16 protein-coding genes are annotated in these 19,194 nt (G+C 53.7%); 2 read left to right on the top strand and 14 right to left on the bottom strand.

The window, feature by feature from the left end:
- The first annotated feature begins 236 nt into the window (after positions 1-236).
- On the top strand, positions 237-1,565 hold the full coding sequence (gene bioA / locus SIB41_RS00900) for an adenosylmethionine--8-amino-7-oxononanoate transaminase (protein WP_413359719.1): 1,329 nt from the start codon (positions 237-239) through the stop codon (positions 1,563-1,565).
- A 34-nt stretch (positions 1,566-1,599) separates the two neighbouring features.
- Here the strand turns inward: bioA and SIB41_RS00895 are convergent, their stop codons facing one another.
- Together SIB41_RS00895 and SIB41_RS00890 are read right to left on the bottom strand one after the other, a co-directional pair.
- Entirely contained in the window at positions 1,600-1,866 is a 267-nt protein-coding gene (locus SIB41_RS00895) for a DUF3143 domain-containing protein (RefSeq protein ID WP_063419561.1), read from the bottom strand.
- Entirely contained in the window at positions 1,808-2,440 is a 633-nt protein-coding gene (locus SIB41_RS00890) for a J domain-containing protein (RefSeq protein WP_413359716.1), read from the bottom strand. Before SIB41_RS00890 ends, SIB41_RS00895 begins: the two co-directional genes overlap by 59 nt.
- On the opposite strand from SIB41_RS00890, the gene rsmG reads away from it, so the two are divergent.
- Entirely contained in the window at positions 2,439-3,182 is a 744-nt protein-coding gene (gene rsmG / locus SIB41_RS00885) for a 16S rRNA (guanine(527)-N(7))-methyltransferase RsmG (protein WP_413359713.1), read from the top strand. The two genes, SIB41_RS00890 and rsmG, sit on opposite strands and share 2 nt — an antisense overlap.
- Here the strand turns inward: rsmG and SIB41_RS00880 are convergent.
- The 12 genes from SIB41_RS00880 to rpoB form a co-directional block, all read right to left on the bottom strand.
- A complete protein-coding gene (locus SIB41_RS00880; protein ID WP_413359711.1) occupies positions 3,179-4,399 on the bottom strand; it encodes an aldo/keto reductase in 1,221 nt (406 codons plus the stop codon). The genes rsmG and SIB41_RS00880 overlap by 4 nt on opposite strands.
- A 6-nt stretch (positions 4,400-4,405) precedes the next feature.
- Positions 4,406-4,786 carry a ferredoxin gene (locus SIB41_RS00875; protein WP_011130866.1) on the bottom strand — a complete coding sequence of 127 codons (381 nt, stop codon included), beginning with the start codon at positions 4,784-4,786 and terminating at the stop codon, positions 4,406-4,408.
- Positions 4,787-4,802: 16 nt separating this feature from the next.
- On the bottom strand, positions 4,803-5,195 hold the full coding sequence (locus SIB41_RS00870) for a DUF1257 domain-containing protein (RefSeq protein WP_011130867.1): 393 nt from the start codon (positions 5,193-5,195) through the stop codon (positions 4,803-4,805).
- Positions 5,195-5,398, bottom strand: a complete 204-nt coding sequence (locus tag SIB41_RS00865) for a DUF2997 domain-containing protein (RefSeq protein WP_041375041.1) — start codon at positions 5,396-5,398, stop codon at positions 5,195-5,197. The genes SIB41_RS00870 and SIB41_RS00865 overlap by 1 nt, the downstream gene beginning before the upstream one ends.
- 99 nt (positions 5,399-5,497) lie before the next feature.
- Entirely contained in the window at positions 5,498-6,289 is a 792-nt protein-coding gene (locus SIB41_RS00860; RefSeq protein WP_413359709.1) for a HEAT repeat domain-containing protein, read from the bottom strand.
- 34 nt (positions 6,290-6,323) lie between these two features.
- Positions 6,324-6,449 carry a hypothetical protein gene (locus tag SIB41_RS00855; protein ID WP_255359815.1) on the bottom strand — a complete coding sequence of 42 codons (126 nt, stop codon included), beginning with the start codon at positions 6,447-6,449 and terminating at the stop codon, positions 6,324-6,326.
- 54 nt (positions 6,450-6,503) lie between these two features.
- On the bottom strand, positions 6,504-8,273 hold the full coding sequence (locus SIB41_RS00850; protein ID WP_413359707.1) for a sodium:solute symporter family protein: 1,770 nt from the start codon (positions 8,271-8,273) through the stop codon (positions 6,504-6,506).
- A 42-nt stretch (positions 8,274-8,315) separates the two neighbouring features.
- On the bottom strand, positions 8,316-9,386 hold the full coding sequence (rlmN, locus tag SIB41_RS00845) for a 23S rRNA (adenine(2503)-C(2))-methyltransferase RlmN (protein WP_413359704.1): 1,071 nt from the start codon (positions 9,384-9,386) through the stop codon (positions 8,316-8,318).
- Entirely contained in the window at positions 9,383-9,535 is a 153-nt protein-coding gene (locus tag SIB41_RS00840; protein ID WP_011130872.1) for a high light inducible protein, read from the bottom strand. Before SIB41_RS00840 ends, rlmN begins: the two co-directional genes overlap by 4 nt.
- A 59-nt stretch (positions 9,536-9,594) precedes the next feature.
- Positions 9,595-13,719: a DNA-directed RNA polymerase subunit beta' gene (locus SIB41_RS00835; protein WP_413359702.1), complete on the bottom strand. Its 4,125-nt coding sequence runs from the start codon at positions 13,717-13,719 to the stop codon at positions 9,595-9,597.
- A gap of 47 nt (positions 13,720-13,766) precedes the next feature.
- Positions 13,767-15,671 (bottom strand): DNA-directed RNA polymerase subunit gamma, encoded by a 1,905-nt coding sequence (locus SIB41_RS00830; RefSeq protein WP_063419569.1) that lies wholly within the window; start codon positions 15,669-15,671, stop codon positions 13,767-13,769.
- 49 nt (positions 15,672-15,720) lie between these two features.
- Positions 15,721-19,014 carry a DNA-directed RNA polymerase subunit beta gene (rpoB, locus tag SIB41_RS00825; protein WP_413359699.1) on the bottom strand — a complete coding sequence of 1,098 codons (3,294 nt, stop codon included), beginning with the start codon at positions 19,012-19,014 and terminating at the stop codon, positions 15,721-15,723.
- Positions 19,015-19,194 lie beyond the last annotated feature (180 nt).

The raw sequence follows: 19,194 nt of genomic DNA, 5'->3' as shown, positions 1-19,194 counted from the left end.
TCAAATGCCTTTCAAGACATCATTAAAAAGAAGCTTGAGGAACACCTTGCAATAGCTTAAGACAACTCAAAGCACCACTTTGACAACAAGGATTTCATCACTTAATTAAAAGCACTTGCAAACCATATCAAAACCCTCAAAGTGCAAATGTTGGTGCAATCACCAAGCAATACTTCCAGCCAAAGGATTGCAAAGAGCGATCGTGATCGGTTCAGGCCGCAACATCACGATCCAAGATGGCAACACAATCCCATCGGATCATGGATTGCTTCGATCCACTAGCCGCCCCAAACGCCAACAACTGGCATCCCCATCTCTGGCCTCCCTTCACTCAGATCGCATCGGCATCACCACCGCAACGTGTGATCGCGGCAGATGGAGCGCTGTTGATGCTGGATGGTGCACCTCCCCTGATTGATGCAATCAGCAGCTGGTGGGTCACCCTTCATGGCCATGCCAATCCCAACATCGCCGCTGCCATCGCAACCCAGGCACAGCAACTGGAGCAGGTGATCTTTGCTGACTTCATTCATCCCCAGGCAGAACAACTGGCAGCGCGCCTCAGTGCCATAACAGGCCTTCAACGCCTTTTTTTCTCCGACAACGGCTCTACCGCCGTGGAGGTTGCGCTCAAGGTCGCTTGTCAGTTCTGGCACAACCGCGGCGAGCCTCGGCAACAACTCATCGCCTTCAACGGGGCCTACCACGGCGACACGTTCGGGGCGATGGCAGTGGGGGAGCGCAACCTATTCAGTGCCCCCTTTGAGGAGATGTTGTTTCCAGTAGCACGGGTGCCCTGGCCCGCTACTTGGTGGGGCGATGAAGAGGTTGAAACACGTGAACGGATTGCTCTAACTGAACTGGAACGATGCCTTCAAACCCCAACAGCAGCAGTCATCTTGGAGCCATTAGTCCAAGGAGCAGGCGGCATGGCCATGGTGCGAGCGGAATTCCTACAAAGAGTCGAGCAACGCGTACGTGCTGCGGGAGCCTTGCTGATTGCTGATGAGGTTCTGACTGGTTTCGGACGCTGTGGAGCCCTATTCGCCTTCAAGCGTGCAGGGCTTGCTCCCGATTTGATCGCTTTATCGAAAGGACTCACCGGGGGATTTTTGCCCATGGGCGTCACCATGGCCCGCGAAGAGGTGTTTGAGGCCTTCTTAGGAGATGATCCATCTCTCACCCTCTGGCACGGTCATAGCTTCACTGCTAATCCCCTAGGTTGCGCAGCCGCAAACGCAAGCCTCGATCTACTGGAGGCCAACCCAGAAAGCTACGACAACTTTGAGGCTAGGCATCGACCTCATCTCGAAGCCCTAGCTGAACATCCAAAGGTGCAGCAACCAAGACTGACCGGCACCATCGCCGCCTTCGACCTCGCGATCGACGGAACCTATGGCTACCTCAATCCAGCAGGACGAATCGTCAAACAACAAGCCATCAAAAATGGTGTCTTCCTGCGGCCTCTAGGTCAGGTCGTTTATCTGCTGCCTCCGCTCTGCCTCAATGACGCTCAGCTTGAGCAATGCTATGCAGCCATCCATTTAGGCTTAGAAGCCCTCTGAGTTCAAGCGCTCAACAGAAGCAACACCATCGTTCTTAAGGGCCTTCCGAAAGAGCAGCCTCCACATCGGAGCGGGGCAGACCATAAGGGAAACAGCACTGACTGCGCTGGCCACCTTGCTCCCAGGCAACCCTCAATTCTTCCTGCTCCAAAACGATCTCAGCTGACCATTCAGGCATGAGCCAAATCCATCGACAGGGATCCTCACAACTGCGCTCAGCACCTAGCCGCTGCAGCCAACTCTCAAGAGAACCGAGGGAATGGCGATCCAAAGGCGTCTGTTCGGGAGGCAACGACGACATTGATGGCACCTGTTATTGAAATCCTGCCAGCAGTCTGTTCACTATTGAGCCAACTAGGCCAAACTTGCAGCTCACGTCCATGAGCCCAAGCCACTCCAAATCCAATCAGCAAGCTGAACATTAAAGTCATTCCCAGAAGAAGCAGAGAAAACCACTCCCCCCCGGAAAGAGGACGGCGCACGCCAACCCCCTTCGTAGCACTAGAAGACCTTGAAGGCAGCGCATCACTGCCAACACTGGAGCTCGCAGCCAACAACCCTTCTGCTATCAGGCTGGCGTCATACTCCTGACGTCGCACCGGGTCGGTGAGAAGCTCATAAGCCTCACACAACAACTGAAACTGCTTAGCAGCCTGTTCAGCAGGAAGCGGAGCCGTATCCGGATGCAGAACCTTACTGCGACGGCGGAAGGCTAGATGAATGGTTTCAACATCTGCAGAGCGTGCAACTCCCAGACGCTCGTAATGGCTCTTCGCAAGAGTCAAAACCAGAAGTTGATCGGCAACTCGCAGAACATCATCTCCTTTCCCCGTTAACAATTCCATCCTAGAGAGAACTATGTTCTGATTGCCCATGTCAAATCAGGCCTGCTTTAGCAACCCAGGCCCGGAGCTCTGGAATGCCCTTGGATGGCATCCCTCCAGTGAACAACTGGAGCAAATGATCGCCCTACAAGCCCTCCTGCGCCAATGGAATGCCCGGGTCAACCTCACCCGCCTGGTCGAAGGTGGTGACTACTGGATTATGCAGGTGTTCGACAGCCTCTGGCCTCTACAGAGCGAATTGCAGAACGCCCAACAACCACGTCGATGCATCGATATCGGCAGCGGCGGTGGCTTCCCCGGTCTGGTGCTAGCCATCGCACTACCAGGCGCAAGGATCACCTTGGTGGATTCGATAGGCCGCAAGACAGCTGCCCTCAATGCAATGGCGGCAAAGCTAGGGCTAACATCACGCGTCACGGTACGTAGCGAACGGGCAGAACTCACCGGGCAGGATCCCTGCTGCCGCGGCTTGTTTGATCTCGCGATGGCTCGCGCTGTTAGCACAGCACCGGTTGTCGCCGAATACCTCGTCCCCCTTCTCAAGCCAAGCGGTGAAGCCCTGCTATTTCGTGGCCATTGGAGCCCCAACGATGCAAATGCTCTCGCCAAAACTCTCAAATTGCTAAAAGCCGATCTGATCAAGATGGAACGTCGCGAACTTCCTGACAATCGCGGGGTGCGTCACCAATTACGCCTGCGCGCAACGCTCCCCTGCCCAACAACATTTCCACGTCCAATCGGTGTACCTGCCAAGAACCCGCTCGGGTCTTAAACACTGGTCAATCGCTGCTGAGGATGACCACCAAGACGGCTGCGCAACCTACGCAGCAAGCCTGGGATCTGATCACACCAAGGGCTGTTCACCAACACCTCCCTGAGAGCCGCCTCACTCACATCTACATCTAGTGCTTCGGCATTCGCTCCAGGGAACCAGTGGCTGCCACTGCCAAGTAAGCCGTAGCGGGCTTTTGCATAACCCTCCATTCCCCAAGCCTCTACAAGATTGTGAAGCCAAAGCAAAATTGGAAGATTGATCTCGCCTGGAACCTCCTGCCAAGGCGGCAAGCCCCTCTGCCAACTGGTCCACCAAGCCTCACCTAAAGCCAACTGTGCCGCATCAACGAGTCGCTGCTGAACTGGTGGCAGCAACTCAGCGGCACTCTGCAAGAGATCCACCGCCTCGAGATGCCGATCGAGATCACTGGGTCGCGCTGCGCCAACGCTGATCGTATGAACCCTTGGGTCTTTCAAGCAAAACAGATCGTTGAAAACAATTGGATGAAGAGGAGCACAGAGTTCCAGAAGTTGAGACGAGGGACTATGCAGATGGCCACCCTTATCTGTAGGGCTAATGATGAAAACGCCTAGGTCATGACGAGCAGCTGCATCCAGTGCAGGATCATTGTCTTGATAAATGAAATACCAGTGCAGGTTCACATAATCAAAGGCATCCGTCTCGATCGCCTGCACGATTAGGTCTGTGGGGCCATGGGTGGAAAAACCCACATGGCCGATGCGTCCATCACCCTGCCAACGACGCAACACATCCATGCAGCCTCCTGGTCGCAAGGTCTGCTCCAGATGCTCCGAAAGGTTGAGGCCATGGATGGCAACTAGATCCAATCGTTCACATCCCAATCTTTCAAAGCTGAGTGCCAACTCAGCCTCAAAGACTTTGGGATCCTCACGAGGAGGAACTTTGCTCTGCAACAGCCGCTGTGGATCCAAAACATCACGCAGCGCCCATCCCAACTGCCGCTCAGAGCTGCCGTAATGGCGTGCCGTCTCCACATGATGAAAGCCACAGGCCACCGCTCGCTCCAAAATGTCCTGCAGCAGTTGCTGCGACTCAGAGGTAATGACCTCCGCCTCCAAATCTGTCCAGCTCTGCTGAAAGCGCATCCCCCCTAAAGACAACACAGGCATTGATAAACCGGTGCGGCCAAAGCGGCGGCAAGGCAGAGGGCTCTGCTCCAAAGACGCCTTCATTAACTCTTAGGAACCATGATTACGCCGCTTACGAGAAGTCCTTTGAAATCCGAGAGGAAGCAATTCCAGAGCTGCTAATTGAGCTCGCAATTCATCTAGCTGCTCAAACTGCACCCATTTGATGCAGTTCACCGGGCAGGTCGCAATGGCTTCCTGAATGCGTTCCGTACTATCCCCGTCCTGCCGGATGGCCCGCGAGCGACCCATTGTTGGCTCGATCACAAAGGTGTTAGTCGCTACATGAGCGCAGTACCGACAACCAATGCAGACAGCCTCATCAACCCAGACAGCCTTCTCGCGCAATTGGCCACCAAGCAGCGGCTCCGATCCATTCGCCCGCTCATCAAGCTGAGCGGAAACCTGAAAAGCTGCCGATGGATCAATCAATGGTCAAGGTTGGATATCAGGAATCCCAGCGAGTGACAACCAGTTCGATAGCGCCGTCATCAGTATTGCGCTGCTCTGCCACCTCAAAGCCTTCCTGCGCTGTTGATGCCAAAACCGTATTAAGGGCGTAGCGCTGGGTGAGCTGAGCAAGAAAACGTTCCACCGGAACAGATTGCCGCCAGAGGTCGAGGTCGGTCACCAATTCATAGGCCCCGGTAGTCGAATTCAAACGGAAACCAATATCACCACCTTCAGGCATGATCACAGCCAATTCAGCTGTGACTGTTTGTCCGCGATAGCCGCGAACAGAACGCTCTCCTTCTTGGGGGACATAACCAAGATCCTTGAGCGCCTGTAACAGGGGCTCTCGTTTGCGCAGGTGTGTCTTAACGGTGCTGAAGTGCGACATCAAAGAAGCTCGGCTGGAATGGACTGGGATTGATCCTGTGGACGGAGAAACGCCTCGGCTGTAGGTGTGCTTTGTTCCACGACACCAATGGATTCTTCAATCCGCTCGGTGAGAAGACGGCAGGCTTCACCAACAACCCCCTCAACACTCTCTTCAACACGTCCGTCTTGACGGATCCGGAATCGCACAGTCTGTTGAGGCATCCACTTCATCGGAAGGGACACGAATGCTATCGGTCAGGGCCGATAGCTGACGTGTTGATTTTCATAAGATCCGTAAAACCAATCACATCAAGAGAGCCTTCAGGTCAAGTGTCCTTCATCTACAAGAGTTTGCAGCCGCTGAATCACCTCAGAGTTCTCCAACTGTTCAAGTGCGATGCGAGCCTCATCACGTACCGAGAGCTCTGCATCGTTGAGCAGGGAATCAACAAAAGCCTCCACCAACTCCTGCCGACGAGGTTCAACCAACCTGTCGTAAAGACGTCCGAGGGCCCAGATGCAGTTGCTTCGCACAACAGGTTCTCCATCGATCTGCAAACTCATCAGTAGTTGACTTGCAGCGATATCAGCATTGGCAGGAGAGGTGCCACCGGCTTCTGCCAATGAGCCGGTGGCCCATAGCCTTACCGCAGCAACATCATTTTGGAGAACATGAATGAGTGGTTTAAGGACGCGGGCATCGGCGTAATTCCCCAGGCTCCAGGCAGTTGCCTTACGCACATAGGCATTGCAGTCAGCCTGTAGCAACTGCAAAAGGGGCTCTAAAGCTGGCGGGGAAGGATTGCGACCTAACGCATAAACAGCACTCATCCGTTCCACTGGACAAGGCTCCTTCAACAAGGGCAACAGCAAAGCCACTGCCCTGGGATCCCGATGTTCACAAAACACCCTTAGCCCTTGGAGACGCTCCTCATGGCCAAGCTTCAGCCAGTTAAGACCTGCGTCACACACATGTGCCACGTCTGAACTATCAGGATTGATTTCGTCAAGCGGATCAACGAACTGTTCAGCCGCCAACTCCTTGGCCAAGACATCAGGATCAATGGCCAGGTTGGCCAGACCTTCCTCTAGCTGTCTAGAAGCTTCACTCATGACCTTGATCGTAGAGGCATTAGGCCGACTGATCTCACCCGATTGGAGCCGGCGCGAGCATGTCCCCAGGCAACCAGATACGAGCAGTCACTGCCACCAGAGCCACCCCAAATAAAGCCACAATCAGAGCAGGCAACACGGTGGAACGTATGAAATTCAATGCTTACGAAGTCTTTCCCTCATTCTGCCTCCCAAGCCAAGACCTTGTTGGAGATCATGCGACGCCTATCCGACTGCGCAGCCAACCACGGGTTAAAGGCAGCACACAGACCACGGTGACCACCAAACCGATCCAACCGCCTAGCTGCTGATGTAACAGAAACGCGCCAGTGCCGAGCAGACCGCCAAACAGAACACCGACACTAAGAATGAAGCGCAAACACAAACTTACGAGGGAATCCACCGGTGTTATATCCAGGCGTTGACGCAAGCGACTCCAGCCTGGGCCTGGTGGCTGCACCTGGTTCACAAAGCTCTCGAGCACTTGCGGCGATTCAGGCGGAGTCACCAGCATCACTACAACCCAGGCCACAGCAGTAATCGCTGTGGTGATCATCAACCTGGTGCCGTAATCAGGAATTGTCACCAAGGGCACAACGGATGTACAAAGGCCCACCACAAAACCACAAACCATCGCCGCCAATTCGGCAGCAGCATTGACCCGCCACCAGAACCAACGCAGCACAAGCACCACTCCGGGCCCGGTACCAATAGCAATCACCAGACGAAACACTGTGCCGATGCTGTCGCTAATTAATGCGGTGATCACCCCGAGAACTAGCAGCAAAACACTGGTGAATTGACCGACCAGCAACAGCTCTCTCTGATCAGCATCCGGCCTGATAAAGCGCTGGTAAAGATCGTGGGTGAGATAGCTAGCACCCCAGTTCACAGCGGTACTGACCGTACTCATGAAAGCCGCCACCAGAGAGACCACTACAAGACCAAGCCCCACTGGTGGTAGGTAGGTCACAGCCAAGGTTGGGTAACTGAGTTCCCAGTCGGCCTGAGCTGGCAAGAGCACTAAAGCGGCAAGAGCAACCAAAACCCACAACCAACTGCGCACCAGATAGTTGACCACCAGAAACACCCAGCCAGCCAGTTGAGCCTGACGCTCGTCCCGCGTGGCCAACATTCGCTGAATGAACTCACCACCACCGTCACTGCGACGAAAACTCCACCATTGGACAGTGAGATAAGACAGGAATGTGGCCACACTGATCTCGGCGCCACCAATCCAATCAAAGCCATCACCATTCCATTGCCAGGGCACGATCGCCAGCAGTTCAGGTCGCTCCAACCCCCTCAATTGATCGAGCATGGCGTCCATCCCTCCGGCTGCATGAACGGCGGCCCACGCCACCGCCACCGCTCCCAAAAGAGCCAAGAGCAACTGCACGAAATCGGTGATCACGACAGCCCAGAGGCCCCCAGCAACGGTGTAAACAAGCACCATCACAGCCACGACTGCCAACAGCACAACGGTGTCAGGGGCGCCGCCAAGCACTTCCACAGGGCTGCCAGACACGATGCCCAGGGCTTCTACGACCTTGCGCATGGCCAGGAAGGCATAGCCGATACCGATGCAATTCACCGGCAGTGCGAGCAAAAATGCTTTAATCCCACGCAGCCAAGCGGCAGGTGCTCCGCCATAACGCAGCTCGGTGAATGCAGCATCGGTCAGCACCCCACTCCGTCGCCAGAGCGGAGCAAAGACAACTGCCATGGCGACATGCGCCAGGCCGAAGCTCCACCATTCCCAATTACCGGCCAATCCTCGTGTGCCAATCAGACCGGCTACATAAAGAGGGGTATCAATCGAAAATGTCGTTGCGGCCATCGAAGCCCCAGCCAACCAACCACTGAGTCGACGTCCAGCAACAAAGTAATCATCCTCACTTCGATTGCGACGAGACAACCAAAGCCCAATCACGAGAGTGATGGCGAGATAACCAACGAGGATCATCCAATCAATGGCAGCCATATCCCTAGGCGGTTGATCGCAGTGTGGCTCAGCTAGTCCATCTCAGCCGATGGCTGCGTGCTGGCGGCGGAGCTGGCCACAGGCGGCATTCTGATCCAGACCTCGACTTGCACGCAAACTCACTGCCACCCCACGCTGCTCCAATACACGCCGAAAGGCCTTAATCGTCTCTGGATTAGGACGTTGAAAACCCTCATCGTCGATCGGGTTGTAGGCAATCAGATTCACATGACTCTGGAAGCCCCTAACCCTATCCGCTAGTTCTTCTGCATGCTGAGGCTGATCATTAAGTGCTCCAAGCAGGATGTACTCAAAAGTCACCCGTCGACCAGTCACTGCCAAATAATGGCGACAGTCTTGAAGCAGAGTCTCGAAGGGATAAGCGCAAGCGGTAGGAATCAAACGTTCGCGCAACTCTTGATTGGGAGCATGCAGACTCACAGCCAGGGTGAACTGGGCGCGACCTAGACGTTTCATCGCCAGCTCTGCCAGCTGGGGCAGCGTATGGGGGACACCCACGGTGCTCACAGTGATACGGCGCTGAGCAATACCTAGATCAATATTCAGGCAACGAATCGCCGCCAAGACCGCTTCAATGTTGAGCAAAGGCTCACCCATACCCATAAAGACAACGTGGGAAGGACGGCGATCCATCGCCTCGCGCAAGCTCAACACCTGATCAACAATCTCGTGTGTGGCCAGCGATCGTTGCAGCCCTCCCTTCCCGCTAGCGCAGAAGCGACAAGCCATTGGACAGCCCACCTGACTGGATAGGCACACTGTGAGACGTTGCTGGGTTGGGATGCCTACACTCTCAATGGTTTCGCCATCAACCGTTGCCAGCAGCAACTTGATCGTGTCATCCACCGCAACAGCCCGATTCACCTCCAACAACCGCCCAATCGTGATGCCTCGCTGTTGCAACGAGAGGCGCCATGACTTTGGCAACACTGTGATCGCCTCAAAACTTCTGGCCCCCTTGGTATAGAGCCAGTCATGCAACTGACGGCCCCGGAAGGCTGGCTGGCCTTCTGCCACAGCCCAGCTCTCTAGTTCATTAGCACTACAACCCAGTAACGCCTGATTGCCGCCAGGCAGATGGGTAGAGCTCACCAGATCAACAAACCATGCCCGAGTGTTGCCTCCACCACCATTAAGGCAATAAAGCCAAGCATCGCCATACGTCCATTGAGCTTCTCGTTATGGCTGTGAAAGCCATAACGAGGCTTTCGCCGTTGCGGAATGATGGTGGGCTCAAGCATGGATGAAGGCCTCAATCAAGCGTTTTCAAAGCAGAAACGAACATTCAGGAGAAGTTTGCTCACTCCTCAGTGAGCAGCCCCTCCTGCTGAAGACCCTCGAGAGCGGATGGATCTGGCAGCTGTTCCTCCTCGAGTTCATTCTCACCAGTAGGACGAACAAAAGCAGCGAAGTTGCTAGCCGCTGGATCAATCCCATGACGACTGCGTGTGGCCTCCAAATCAGCGTCACTGGGGTCAGCCAACACAGCAGTCGAACTGGCCGCAGGAGCTGCAGGCATCTCCACGGTGTAATCCGGACGCAAGTTCTGCATTCGGCGATAGCCAGCAGGGTCCTCGGCGAGGATGTCCGGATGAGGCCCCGCCTCGGCTCGCAACTCTTCCTGGAAGCCACTAAAGCCAGTACCGGCGGGAATCAACCGACCGATGATCACGTTCTCTTTGAGACCACGTAGCCAATCGCTCTTACCCTCGATTGCGGCTTCAGTGAGCACTCGTGTGGTCTCTTGGAAAGAAGCCGCCGAGATGAAGCTGTCGGTGTTCAGAGACGCCTTCGTAATTCCCAGCAGAACAGGTGTGAACTCAGAAGGGGCTCCACCAGTGATCGCCATAGCCTGATTGGTGTCCTCCACCTGACGCAATTCGATCAACTCCCCTGGCAGCAAAGTGGTATCACCAGCATCCTCAATCCGCACCTTGCTAGTCATCTGGCGCACAATCACCTCAATGTGTTTGTCGTCAATCGAGACACCCTGTGACTTGTAGACATTCTGAACCTCTGTGACCAAACGGTGCTGGAGTTTGGCGATCGCCTCTTGTGCAGCATCCATCAACGGCTTGCGCCCACGTAAATCCTCGAAAAAGCAATCGAGTAGCTCGTGAGGGTTAATAGGACCATCAGTGAGCAGTTCTCCAGCATGGACCTGCTGCCCATTGCTGACCATGACGTTACGACCTAGAAGAATCGGGTATTCGCCAATAGCATCATCTGCCTCAATCACAGTCACCGTGATTGATTCATCGTCTTCTCCTTGCTTGATCTCCACAGTGCCTGGCTTCTTACAGAGCACAGCAGATTCCCTTGGGCGACGAGCTTCGAGCAACTCCTCAATCCGCGGCAAACCCTGAACAATGTCTCCTGTCTTCTGACGTTCAAACACCAACAACGCCAAACCATCACCCCGCTGCACCAAATCGCCATCGCGAACATGCAATACAGAATCTGGAGACACCATGTAAGGGCGTCCAAGGCGCAAGGTGATTGCTTTCCCATCAACCTCCTCTACCTCTCCGCAACAACTAGACGGCTCATCTTTTGCTAGCGAGTCGCCATCGACCAATCGCTGGCCTACCTCCACGAGTGGACTGCCATTGGTCGTCACCGTAATGGTGTCTTCATCACGCTCAACAATCAAACGCCGCACAGGGTCACCCTCCTGGACAACAGGCAACTGGGCGATCCCCTCTTGCTTACAAAGGATCTGAGTTGTCGCAACCACATCACTGGCCTTAACCGACTGGCCGTCCTCAATCTGCAACTCGGTGTGAGTGGAGCCATGGCTTGAATCGGAGATTGTGTCGCGACGCACAAGGATGCTCTCGAGAATCACCAAACGCAATCTTTCGATGGTCTTAGCTCGCTTATCACGCACAGCCTCTACATCCACAGTCATCTGAGGAGTGGTGTCAAACGTCTCAAGAATGAGTTGAGTTTTGAGTAGCTCTACGCCCTCAACCGATTTGATCAGCTCTCCATCCTTAAAGGCGAGTCGCTGGGTGGCCTTAATCCCCAGATAAGGGCCCTTCGGCTGCTTGATATGAGTCAACTCAGGGAGTTGTGCCTCATTTGGGATGGTGTATTCCTCCATAGGTCTTAGCAACAGACCAGTCCCCTCAGGTGTGTCCACGGTCTGCACAAAGACCATGGCTTCAGAATTGATGCCCTTGGCAATCGACTCGCCTGGGTTCACGATCTGGCCATCACCTGTGAAACGCTCTAAGGCCTTGGTTTCAGTACAAAGGTGGAAGCTGCCACTGCGAACGATGATTTCGCGCAGGATGTCGTTCTTCTGAGTCACCGTTACGATCCCGGCGGTCTGGCTGAAGATGTCCTTGACAACCTCAGTCCCGGCCTCAATCCACTGGCCGTCCTCGATCATCAACAAGGAAATGTCCTTGTTGATCTCATGTGTCTCCTGAGGGATCCAAAGCAAGGTGCCACCCTTATTCACCTCAAAGCCATTCTTGGCTGAGCGAGCCTTCTTGATCGCCAGACCAGGGGCAAAGCGCACCAGACCACCGGTCTGAGTGCGGAAGCGGTCATCAGCCAACTCAGCCACCACTTCACCATTGCCAATCTTGCTTCCGGGAATGGTGTTTAAGCGATAACGGGTACCGTCTTTTGCCTCCAGATGCCAAAGTTCCCCTGAATGGGTGGACTCTCCGAGCAGCTTGAAGTCCTTCATCGTCATAGAGGTGGTCACGATCTGCACCTCGCGAGAATCCCCGATCGAATCGCGCAGACGCACCTCACCTCCAAACTCGCTGGCCTGGCTGGCCTCCGCCAACACCTGACCACGTTCGACTTTGACATTGCCCTGGACTACAGGCTCGGCATTGGGGGGAAGGTTGTAGACATCCCCAGCAAGCACCCAAAGTCTCCCTAAACGCTGCGCCTTCAGAGTGATGTTTCCCTGACGGTCTTTAACTTCCCTGGGCTGAATAACCTGCTCATAACGAACCTGACCAGCCAGGTCACAAATTACGTCTTTAGTGGCCTTCTCCACGCTCTTTTTCACCGCAACAGCCGCGATCTGAACAACAGTCACGTCTGCCTCGATCTCCTGACCATCACTAACGAACAGCAAAGATCCGGTGGTGATGTCGATCCTCTGTGCACGACCCTTGCCTGAAGGCTTCACAGTGAGAGTGAAGTCCACTTCAGACTGCTGAGCCTCTAGACCATGGGGTGTGCGATAACCACGCACACGAGCCTTTGAACCAAACTCAACTGTGCCAGCAACAGTGGAGCGAACCACGCCAGTCTCAGCGGTAGACACACCACCGGTATGGAAAGTTCGCATGGTGAGCTGCGTCCCCGGTTCACCGATGGACTGAGCAGCAATAATGCCGACGGCTTCGCCGAGATCGGCTAATTCGTTATGAGCCAGTGCCCACCCGTAACACTTCCTACATACGGAACGATTGGCCTCACAAGTAAGCGGTGAGCGCACCATGACCTCAGTGATGGCTGCCTTTTCGAAACGCCTAGAAAGCAGTGGATCGATTTCTGTATTGCGTTCAGCAAGAATTTCGCCGTCAACATTGACGACTTGCTCTGCAGTGAGGCGACCAACAAGACGGCTACCAAAACCACCGTCTTCCGCCTTCACAATGATGCCCCTAGTGGTGCCGCAATCATCCTCACGAACGATCACATCCTGAGCAACATCCACCAGACGCCGCGTGAGATAACCGGAATCGGCTGTTCGCAACGCTGTATCGACCAGACCCTTACGTGCGCCGTAAGAGGAGATCACGTACTCAGTAACCGTTAGCCCCTCACGGAAATTGGTGCGAATCGGCAGATCAATAATCTCCCCCTGCGGATTGGCCATCAGGCCACGCATACCAACAAGCTGGCGAACCTGAGACATGTTTCCACGAGCCCCAGAGTTGGCCATCATCCAGACCGAGTTCAGCGGGTCGTTCTGATTGAAATTCTTCTTGACCGCATCAACCAAACGCTCATTGGTTTCTGTCCAGGTATCAATCACCTTGGTATGACGCTCAACCTCTGTGATTTCACCAAGGCGATAACACTCCTCGGTGGCCGTGATCTGAGCCTCCGCCTGGCCAAGCAAGTCTTGCTTGGCCTCAGGCACCTTGAGGTCTTCCACGGAAATCGACACGGCAGCCTGAGTGGCGTAGCGAAAGCCAAGGTCCTTGAGATTGTCCGCCATGGAAGCGGTTACAGCGGTGCCGTGTGTCTTGTAAGCCCATGCCACCAGTTGCTTGAGGGCCTTCTTATCGATAACCCGGTTACGAAACTGCGGTGGGGTCCTCGCCAGTGCTGGCGAAGCACTTGCCGCAACAGCCTTCGCGGCCTTGGACTTGGACTTCGACTTGGCCTTGGACTTGGTGGTCTTGGTCGAAGGCTTGCGGGATTTCGGGGAGGTTGAGGTCATGGCTACACGCGAATCAGGTCAGGGAAGAAAGCTGGTTTTGGAGTGACTCAGGCGGCGGCCACCGCATCGATAATTGTGTAATTCATCACCACGCGGCCCACTGTTGTAAGGATGTAGCGACTGATCAACGCTCCGTCTTCGTCGAAACGATCTCGGCGATAAGTCCACTGCTCAATGCGAGTGCCATCACTAAGTGATTCAGCCTTGAGAGGTTTGTCAATTTCATCTTCATCCTCTACCTCACCGTTGAAGCGAACCCAAACCCAGTCATGCAGCAGGAGTCTTTTATCTTCAAACGCATGGATGACGTCCTCTAAACCAGCATAGGTTCTGGATTGATCGCCAAACTCAGGAACAGAAGCTCCCGGCTTAATCGCCGTGAGGTAATAGGAGCCAAGCACCATGTCCTGAGAAGGCGTGATAATCGGATCGCCAGTGGCAGGTGAAAGGATGTTGTTGCTGGCCAACATCAACATTCGCGCTTCCGTCTGAGCCTCAATGGCCAAAGGCACATGAACAGCCATTTGGTCGCCATCAAAGTCGGCGTTAAAGGCAGGGCAAACCAACGGGTGTAACTGAATGGCACGGCCAGCAACCAGCTTCGGTTCAAAAGCCTGTATACCCAGACGGTGCAGAGTTGGAGCGCGGTTTAACAGGATCGGGTGTCCCTCAATGACCTCCTGCAGCACCTGCATCACCTCATCATCAGCCCGCTGAATCAACTTCTTAGCAGCTTTGATGTTGTTGACAATGTTTTGACGAATCAGGCGATGGATCACAAAAGGCTGGAATAGCTCGATTGCCATCTCTTTAGGCAACCCGCACTGATGCATCTTCAGCTTGGGGCCCACCACGATCACGGAACGACCAGAATAGTCGACCCGCTTACCTAACAAGTTCTGGCGAAAGCGACCCTGTTTGCCCTCAATGATGTCACTAAGTGACTTCAACGGGCGATTATTAGCACCAACAACAGTTCGACCACGACGACCATTATCGATCAGAGCATCAACTGCCTCTTGGAGCATCCGCTTCTCATTTCGAACGATAATTTCAGGAGCCAAGATTTCCTGAAGCCGCGCAAGACGGTTGTTGCGGTTAATCACCCGACGGTAGAGATCATTTAGGTCGGATGTAGCGAAACGTCCGCCATCCAACTGGACCATTGGACGAAGGTCCGGGGGAATAACTGGAATTGCATCCAGCACCATCCACTCAGGCCTTGCATTAGTAGCAATAAAGTTATCAATCACTCTCAAACGCTTAATCAACTTGGCCCGTTTCTGCCCCTTACTAGAGGAAATATCCTCTCTCAACTGTTCAGCTACATCAGCTAACTCTAAATCTTCTAGCAATTGCTTTAGGGCTTCAGCACCGATGCCAACCATCGGCTCATTCTCAATCGTGGAATCTTCCGCATAGATCTCATCTTCGATCTCTAGCCACTCATCCTCAGTCAGTAATTGCTTATACTTGAGTTCCTTATGATCGCCAGGATCGAGCACTACATAACAGTTGAAGTAAACAATCTGCTCAACATCACGTAGTGGCATATCTAACAAGATCGCCACATAACTAGGTATCCCTTTCAAATACCAAACGTGGGAGACAGGAGCGGCCAACTTGATGAAGCCCATGCGATGACGCCGGACCCGACTTTCAGTGACCTCAACGCCACAGCGCTCACAGACAATGCCACGGTGTCGAACCCGCTTATATTTCCCGCAATGACACTCCCAATCCTTTGAAGGGCCGAAGATCTTCTCGCAAAAGAGCCCGTCCATCTCAGGCTTAAGGGTGCGGTAATTGATCGTCTCCGGCTTCGTCACTTCACCCACAACCTGCCCATTAGGGAGTGTGCGCTGACCCCACTCCATCACCCGATCTGGTGAAGCAAGTGTGATTTTGACGTAGTCGAAGTGGTTCTCTGTGCGCAGGTTGCTGTTAGTCATGAACGAATCGCAAACAGTTTGGGAAACGAAAAGCAGTTAGGTAAGGCCGTTAATCTTCGTCGTAATCCGCAACTCCAAGGGATTCGTAAGTGGGTCGGCTAGGAGTACTACGGCGAGGGTTCACATCCTGCATCAGATCCACTTCTTTACCTTCATCGGTATAAACAGCGATATCGAGCCCGAGGGACTGAAGCTCACGCATCAACACCTTGAAAGACTCGGGTGTTCCCGGTCTGGGGATAGGCTTGCCCTTCACGATTGCATTGAGGGCTTCATTACGACCCTGCATATCGTCTGATTTAACAGTAAGCAGCTCCTGCAGGGTGTAAGCGGCGCCATAGGCCTCAAGAGCCCACACCTCCATCTCACCTAAACGTTGGCCACCTTGTTGAGCCTTACCGCCAAGAGGTTGCTGGGTTACCAGTGAATAAGGACCTGTTGAGCGAGCATGGATCTTATCGTCAACCAGATGAACAAGCTTCAGAATCTGTGCATAACCAACAGTCACCGGCTGGTCGAAAGGTTCACCCGATCGTCCATCAATCAATTGAAGCTTGCCAGGATTTTCAGGGTTGTAGACCCATTGCTTACCTTGCTGTTTGGCAGCTTCCTTGAGATAAGCCTCAACTGTCTGCTGAGACTTTTCAGCTCCATACATTTCATCAAAAGGCACTACCTTGACGCGACAGTCGAGATTGGCTGCTGCCCATCCCATTAAGCACTCAAACACCTGTCCCACATTCATCCGGCTGGGAACGCCCAAAGGATTCAAAACGATGTCAACTGGAGTGCCATCGGGCAGAAAAGGCATGTCTTCGCGGGGAAGAATGCGACTGATAATGCCTTTATTGCCGTGGCGACCGGCCATCTTGTCGCCAACCTGGATCTTGCGACGCTGAGCCACATACACTCGAACGACCATATTGGCGCCAGGGGGAAGCTCATCACCCTGTTCACGAGTGTAAATACGAACGTCCACAACTCGTCCTCGTTCAGTGCTGGGAACGCGTAGAGAGTTATCACGCACATCGCGCGCTTTTTCACCAAAAATGGCACGCAAAAGCTTCTCTTCTGGAGGCTGATCTGACTCACCTTTAGGCGTCACTTTACCCACCAAAATGTCGCCGCTCTCGACAAAAGCACCGATGCGAATGATGCCCATTTCATCAAGATTGCCAAGACTTTCCTCGGCAACATTGGGTATCTCCCTGGTGATCTCCTCAGGACCGAGCTTTGTCTGTCGTGCCTCGATCTCATACTTCTCGATATGCACCGAGGTGTAGAGGTCGTCCTTAACTAATCGTTCGCTGACAAGAATAGCGTCCTCGTAGTTGTAACCCTCCCAAGGCATATAAGCGACCAAAACATTCTGACCTAAAGCAATTTCACCGCCTTCACAAGCAGAACCATCCGCGAGAACCTGACCCACGATCACCGGATCACCCTGGCAGACAATCGGACGCTGATTGAGACAGGTGTCCTGATTTGAACGCTGATACTTCTGCAGGTAGTGGGTGTGGTCAACCCCATCCTCATCCCGGACGATGATCGCAGTGGCGTCAACGAATGTGACCTTGCCATTAACACGGGAGATGGGCACCATCCCGGAATCACGAGCCACCTGAGTTTCGAGGCCCGTCCCCACCAAAGGCCGCTCAGGCCGCAACAGTGGTACGGCCTGCCGTTGCATATTTGATCCCATCAGAGCCCTATTGGCGTCATCGTGCTCGAGGAAAGGAATCAAGGAGGTGGCGACAGAGATCACCTGCACCGGCGAGAGCTGCACATAATCCACCTGCTCAGGTGGAACTTTTTCGAAGTCCTGGCGATAACGCACCGGAATTAATTCAGCGAGAATCTTTCCATCGGCATCCGTAGCCACATCACCAGGAGCCACACGACACTCATCCTCAAGATCGGCTGATAAATAGATGGGGTCTCCCTCCTTGATCAGGCGACCGTTCTCAACCTTCCAGAAGGGAGTCTCAATGAAACCATACTGATTCACCCGAGCATGGGTAGCCAGTGAATTGATCAAACCTGCATTCGGGCCTTCCGGTGTCTCAATTGGGCAGAGACGGCCATAATGGGAGGGGTGAATATCACGCACCGCGAAGCCGGCACGCTCCCTAGTGAGGCCCCCTGGCCCCAGAGCTGAGATACGACGTTTGTGGGTGAGTTCAGCCAATGGATTCGTCTGATCCATGAACTGACTCAGCTGACTGGAACCGAAGAACTCCTTAACAGCTGCAACGAGAGGCTTGGGGTTCACCAACTGAGCTGGTGTGAGCGAATCGGTCTCTCCCACCGTCATCCGTTCTTTGATGATCCTCTCCAGGCGATTGAGACCAACCCGGACCTGGTTCTGCAAAAGTTCACCCACTGAACGCACTCGACGATTGCCCAGGTGATCAATGTCATCAAGGCTGGCACCACCCACATCGAGTTCTAAATTGATCAGATAATCAAGGGTTGAGAGCACATCCTCATGGGTGAGTGTCCGCACCGTATCCGGGATTGTTAGACGCAGCTTTTTATTAATCTTGTAACGGCCAACTCGGCCAAGGTCGTAACGCTTGGGATCAAAAAATCGGGTCTGCAGAAGCTGTTGTCCACCGCTTACTGAAGGAGGCTCACCAGGACGAAGCTTTTTATAAAGCTCAAGCAAAGCCTGATCCTCTGAACTAATTCCTTCCTCATTTGCAGCCTCAATAGACTTCTTGTAATACTCGGGGTGACGAAGCTTATCGATTACATCGTTATCTGATAGCCCCATGGCCCGCATTAAAACATGGGCATTAATTTTGCGTGTTTTATCAACACGCACATGCAGAAGGGCGTTTTTATCTGTTTCGAACTTTAGCCAGGCACCACGGTTAGGGATAACACTGGCATTGTATGTTCGTCGTCCATTCTTATCCTGTTCATCCTTAAAATATACCCCTGGGCTGCGCACAATCTGATTAACAATAACCCTCTCTGCACCATTAATAATGAACGTACCTCGCTCAGTCATCAGAGGAAGCTCGCCAATAAACACCTCCTGCTCCTTAATCTCACCTGTTTCCTTATTCACTAAGCGACAGGTCACATACATCTGTGAGGCGAAAGTCGCATCACGGCGCTTGGCCTCTTCAACATCGTGGCGAGGCCGCTTCAATCGGTATTCATTGCCAACAAAATGGAGTTCAAGCTTGCCTGTGTAGTCCGTGATCGGAGAAAAGCTATCCAACTCCTCGATCAAGCCCTCATCAAGAAACCACTTGAAGCTCGCCCGCTGAACTTCAACGAGATCAGGCAGGTAGGTGGCGGTCTTGGCGACCTGAATCGCGCTGCTGCTCATGCGGAGACCTGCAGTTGAGAAGTGAAATTGGAAGACCTGAACAATCGACGGGCCTAGATCCGAGTCGGCAGCACAAAAGGCAGCGGCAGCAGCTCCCTGTACCAAGGAGCTGCTGCCGTACTCATGGGCTCAGAGATCTCGATTCAAAAAGACTGACGTCAACAATGCACCAGAAGACAA

Origin of the sequence: Prochlorococcus sp. MIT 1201 (assembly GCF_047303415.1) — a bacterium.
In the GTDB taxonomy this organism is placed as follows: Bacteria; Cyanobacteriota; Cyanobacteriia; order PCC-6307; family Cyanobiaceae; genus Prochlorococcus; species Prochlorococcus marinus_D.
Note: the sequence above shows the minus strand (reverse complement) of the source record. Positions and strands in the feature narration are given on the sequence as shown.

Excerpts from the sequence above, each read along its gene's own strand:
- SIB41_RS00860 (WP_413359709.1), bottom strand. The coding sequence starts at position 6,289 with ATGAGTGAAGCTTCTAGACAGCTAGAGGAAGGTCTGGCCAACCTGGCC.
- SIB41_RS00840 (WP_011130872.1), bottom strand. The coding sequence starts at position 9,535 with ATGCTTGAGCCCACCATCATTCCGCAACGGCGAAAGCCTCGTTATGGC.
- SIB41_RS00850 (WP_413359707.1), bottom strand. The coding sequence starts at position 8,273 with ATGGCTGCCATTGATTGGATGATCCTCGTTGGTTATCTCGCCATCACT.
- SIB41_RS00835 (WP_413359702.1), bottom strand. The coding sequence starts at position 13,719 with ATGACCTCAACCTCCCCGAAATCCCGCAAGCCTTCGACCAAGACCACC.
- rsmG (WP_413359713.1), top strand. The coding sequence starts at position 2,439 with ATGTCAAATCAGGCCTGCTTTAGCAACCCAGGCCCGGAGCTCTGGAAT.
- rpoB (WP_413359699.1), bottom strand. The coding sequence starts at position 19,014 with ATGAGCAGCAGCGCGATTCAGGTCGCCAAGACCGCCACCTACCTGCCT.
- SIB41_RS00830 (WP_063419569.1), bottom strand. The coding sequence starts at position 15,671 with ATGACTAACAGCAACCTGCGCACAGAGAACCACTTCGACTACGTCAAA.
- SIB41_RS00865 (WP_041375041.1), bottom strand. The coding sequence starts at position 5,398 with ATGCCTCAACAGACTGTGCGATTCCGGATCCGTCAAGACGGACGTGTT.
- SIB41_RS00890 (WP_413359716.1), bottom strand. The coding sequence starts at position 2,440 with ATGGGCAATCAGAACATAGTTCTCTCTAGGATGGAATTGTTAACGGGG.
- SIB41_RS00895 (WP_063419561.1), bottom strand. The coding sequence starts at position 1,866 with ATGTCGTCGTTGCCTCCCGAACAGACGCCTTTGGATCGCCATTCCCTC.
- SIB41_RS00870 (WP_011130867.1), bottom strand. The coding sequence starts at position 5,195 with ATGTCGCACTTCAGCACCGTTAAGACACACCTGCGCAAACGAGAGCCC.
- bioA (WP_413359719.1), top strand. The coding sequence starts at position 237 with ATGGCAACACAATCCCATCGGATCATGGATTGCTTCGATCCACTAGCC.
- SIB41_RS00880 (WP_413359711.1), bottom strand. The coding sequence starts at position 4,399 with ATGAAGGCGTCTTTGGAGCAGAGCCCTCTGCCTTGCCGCCGCTTTGGC.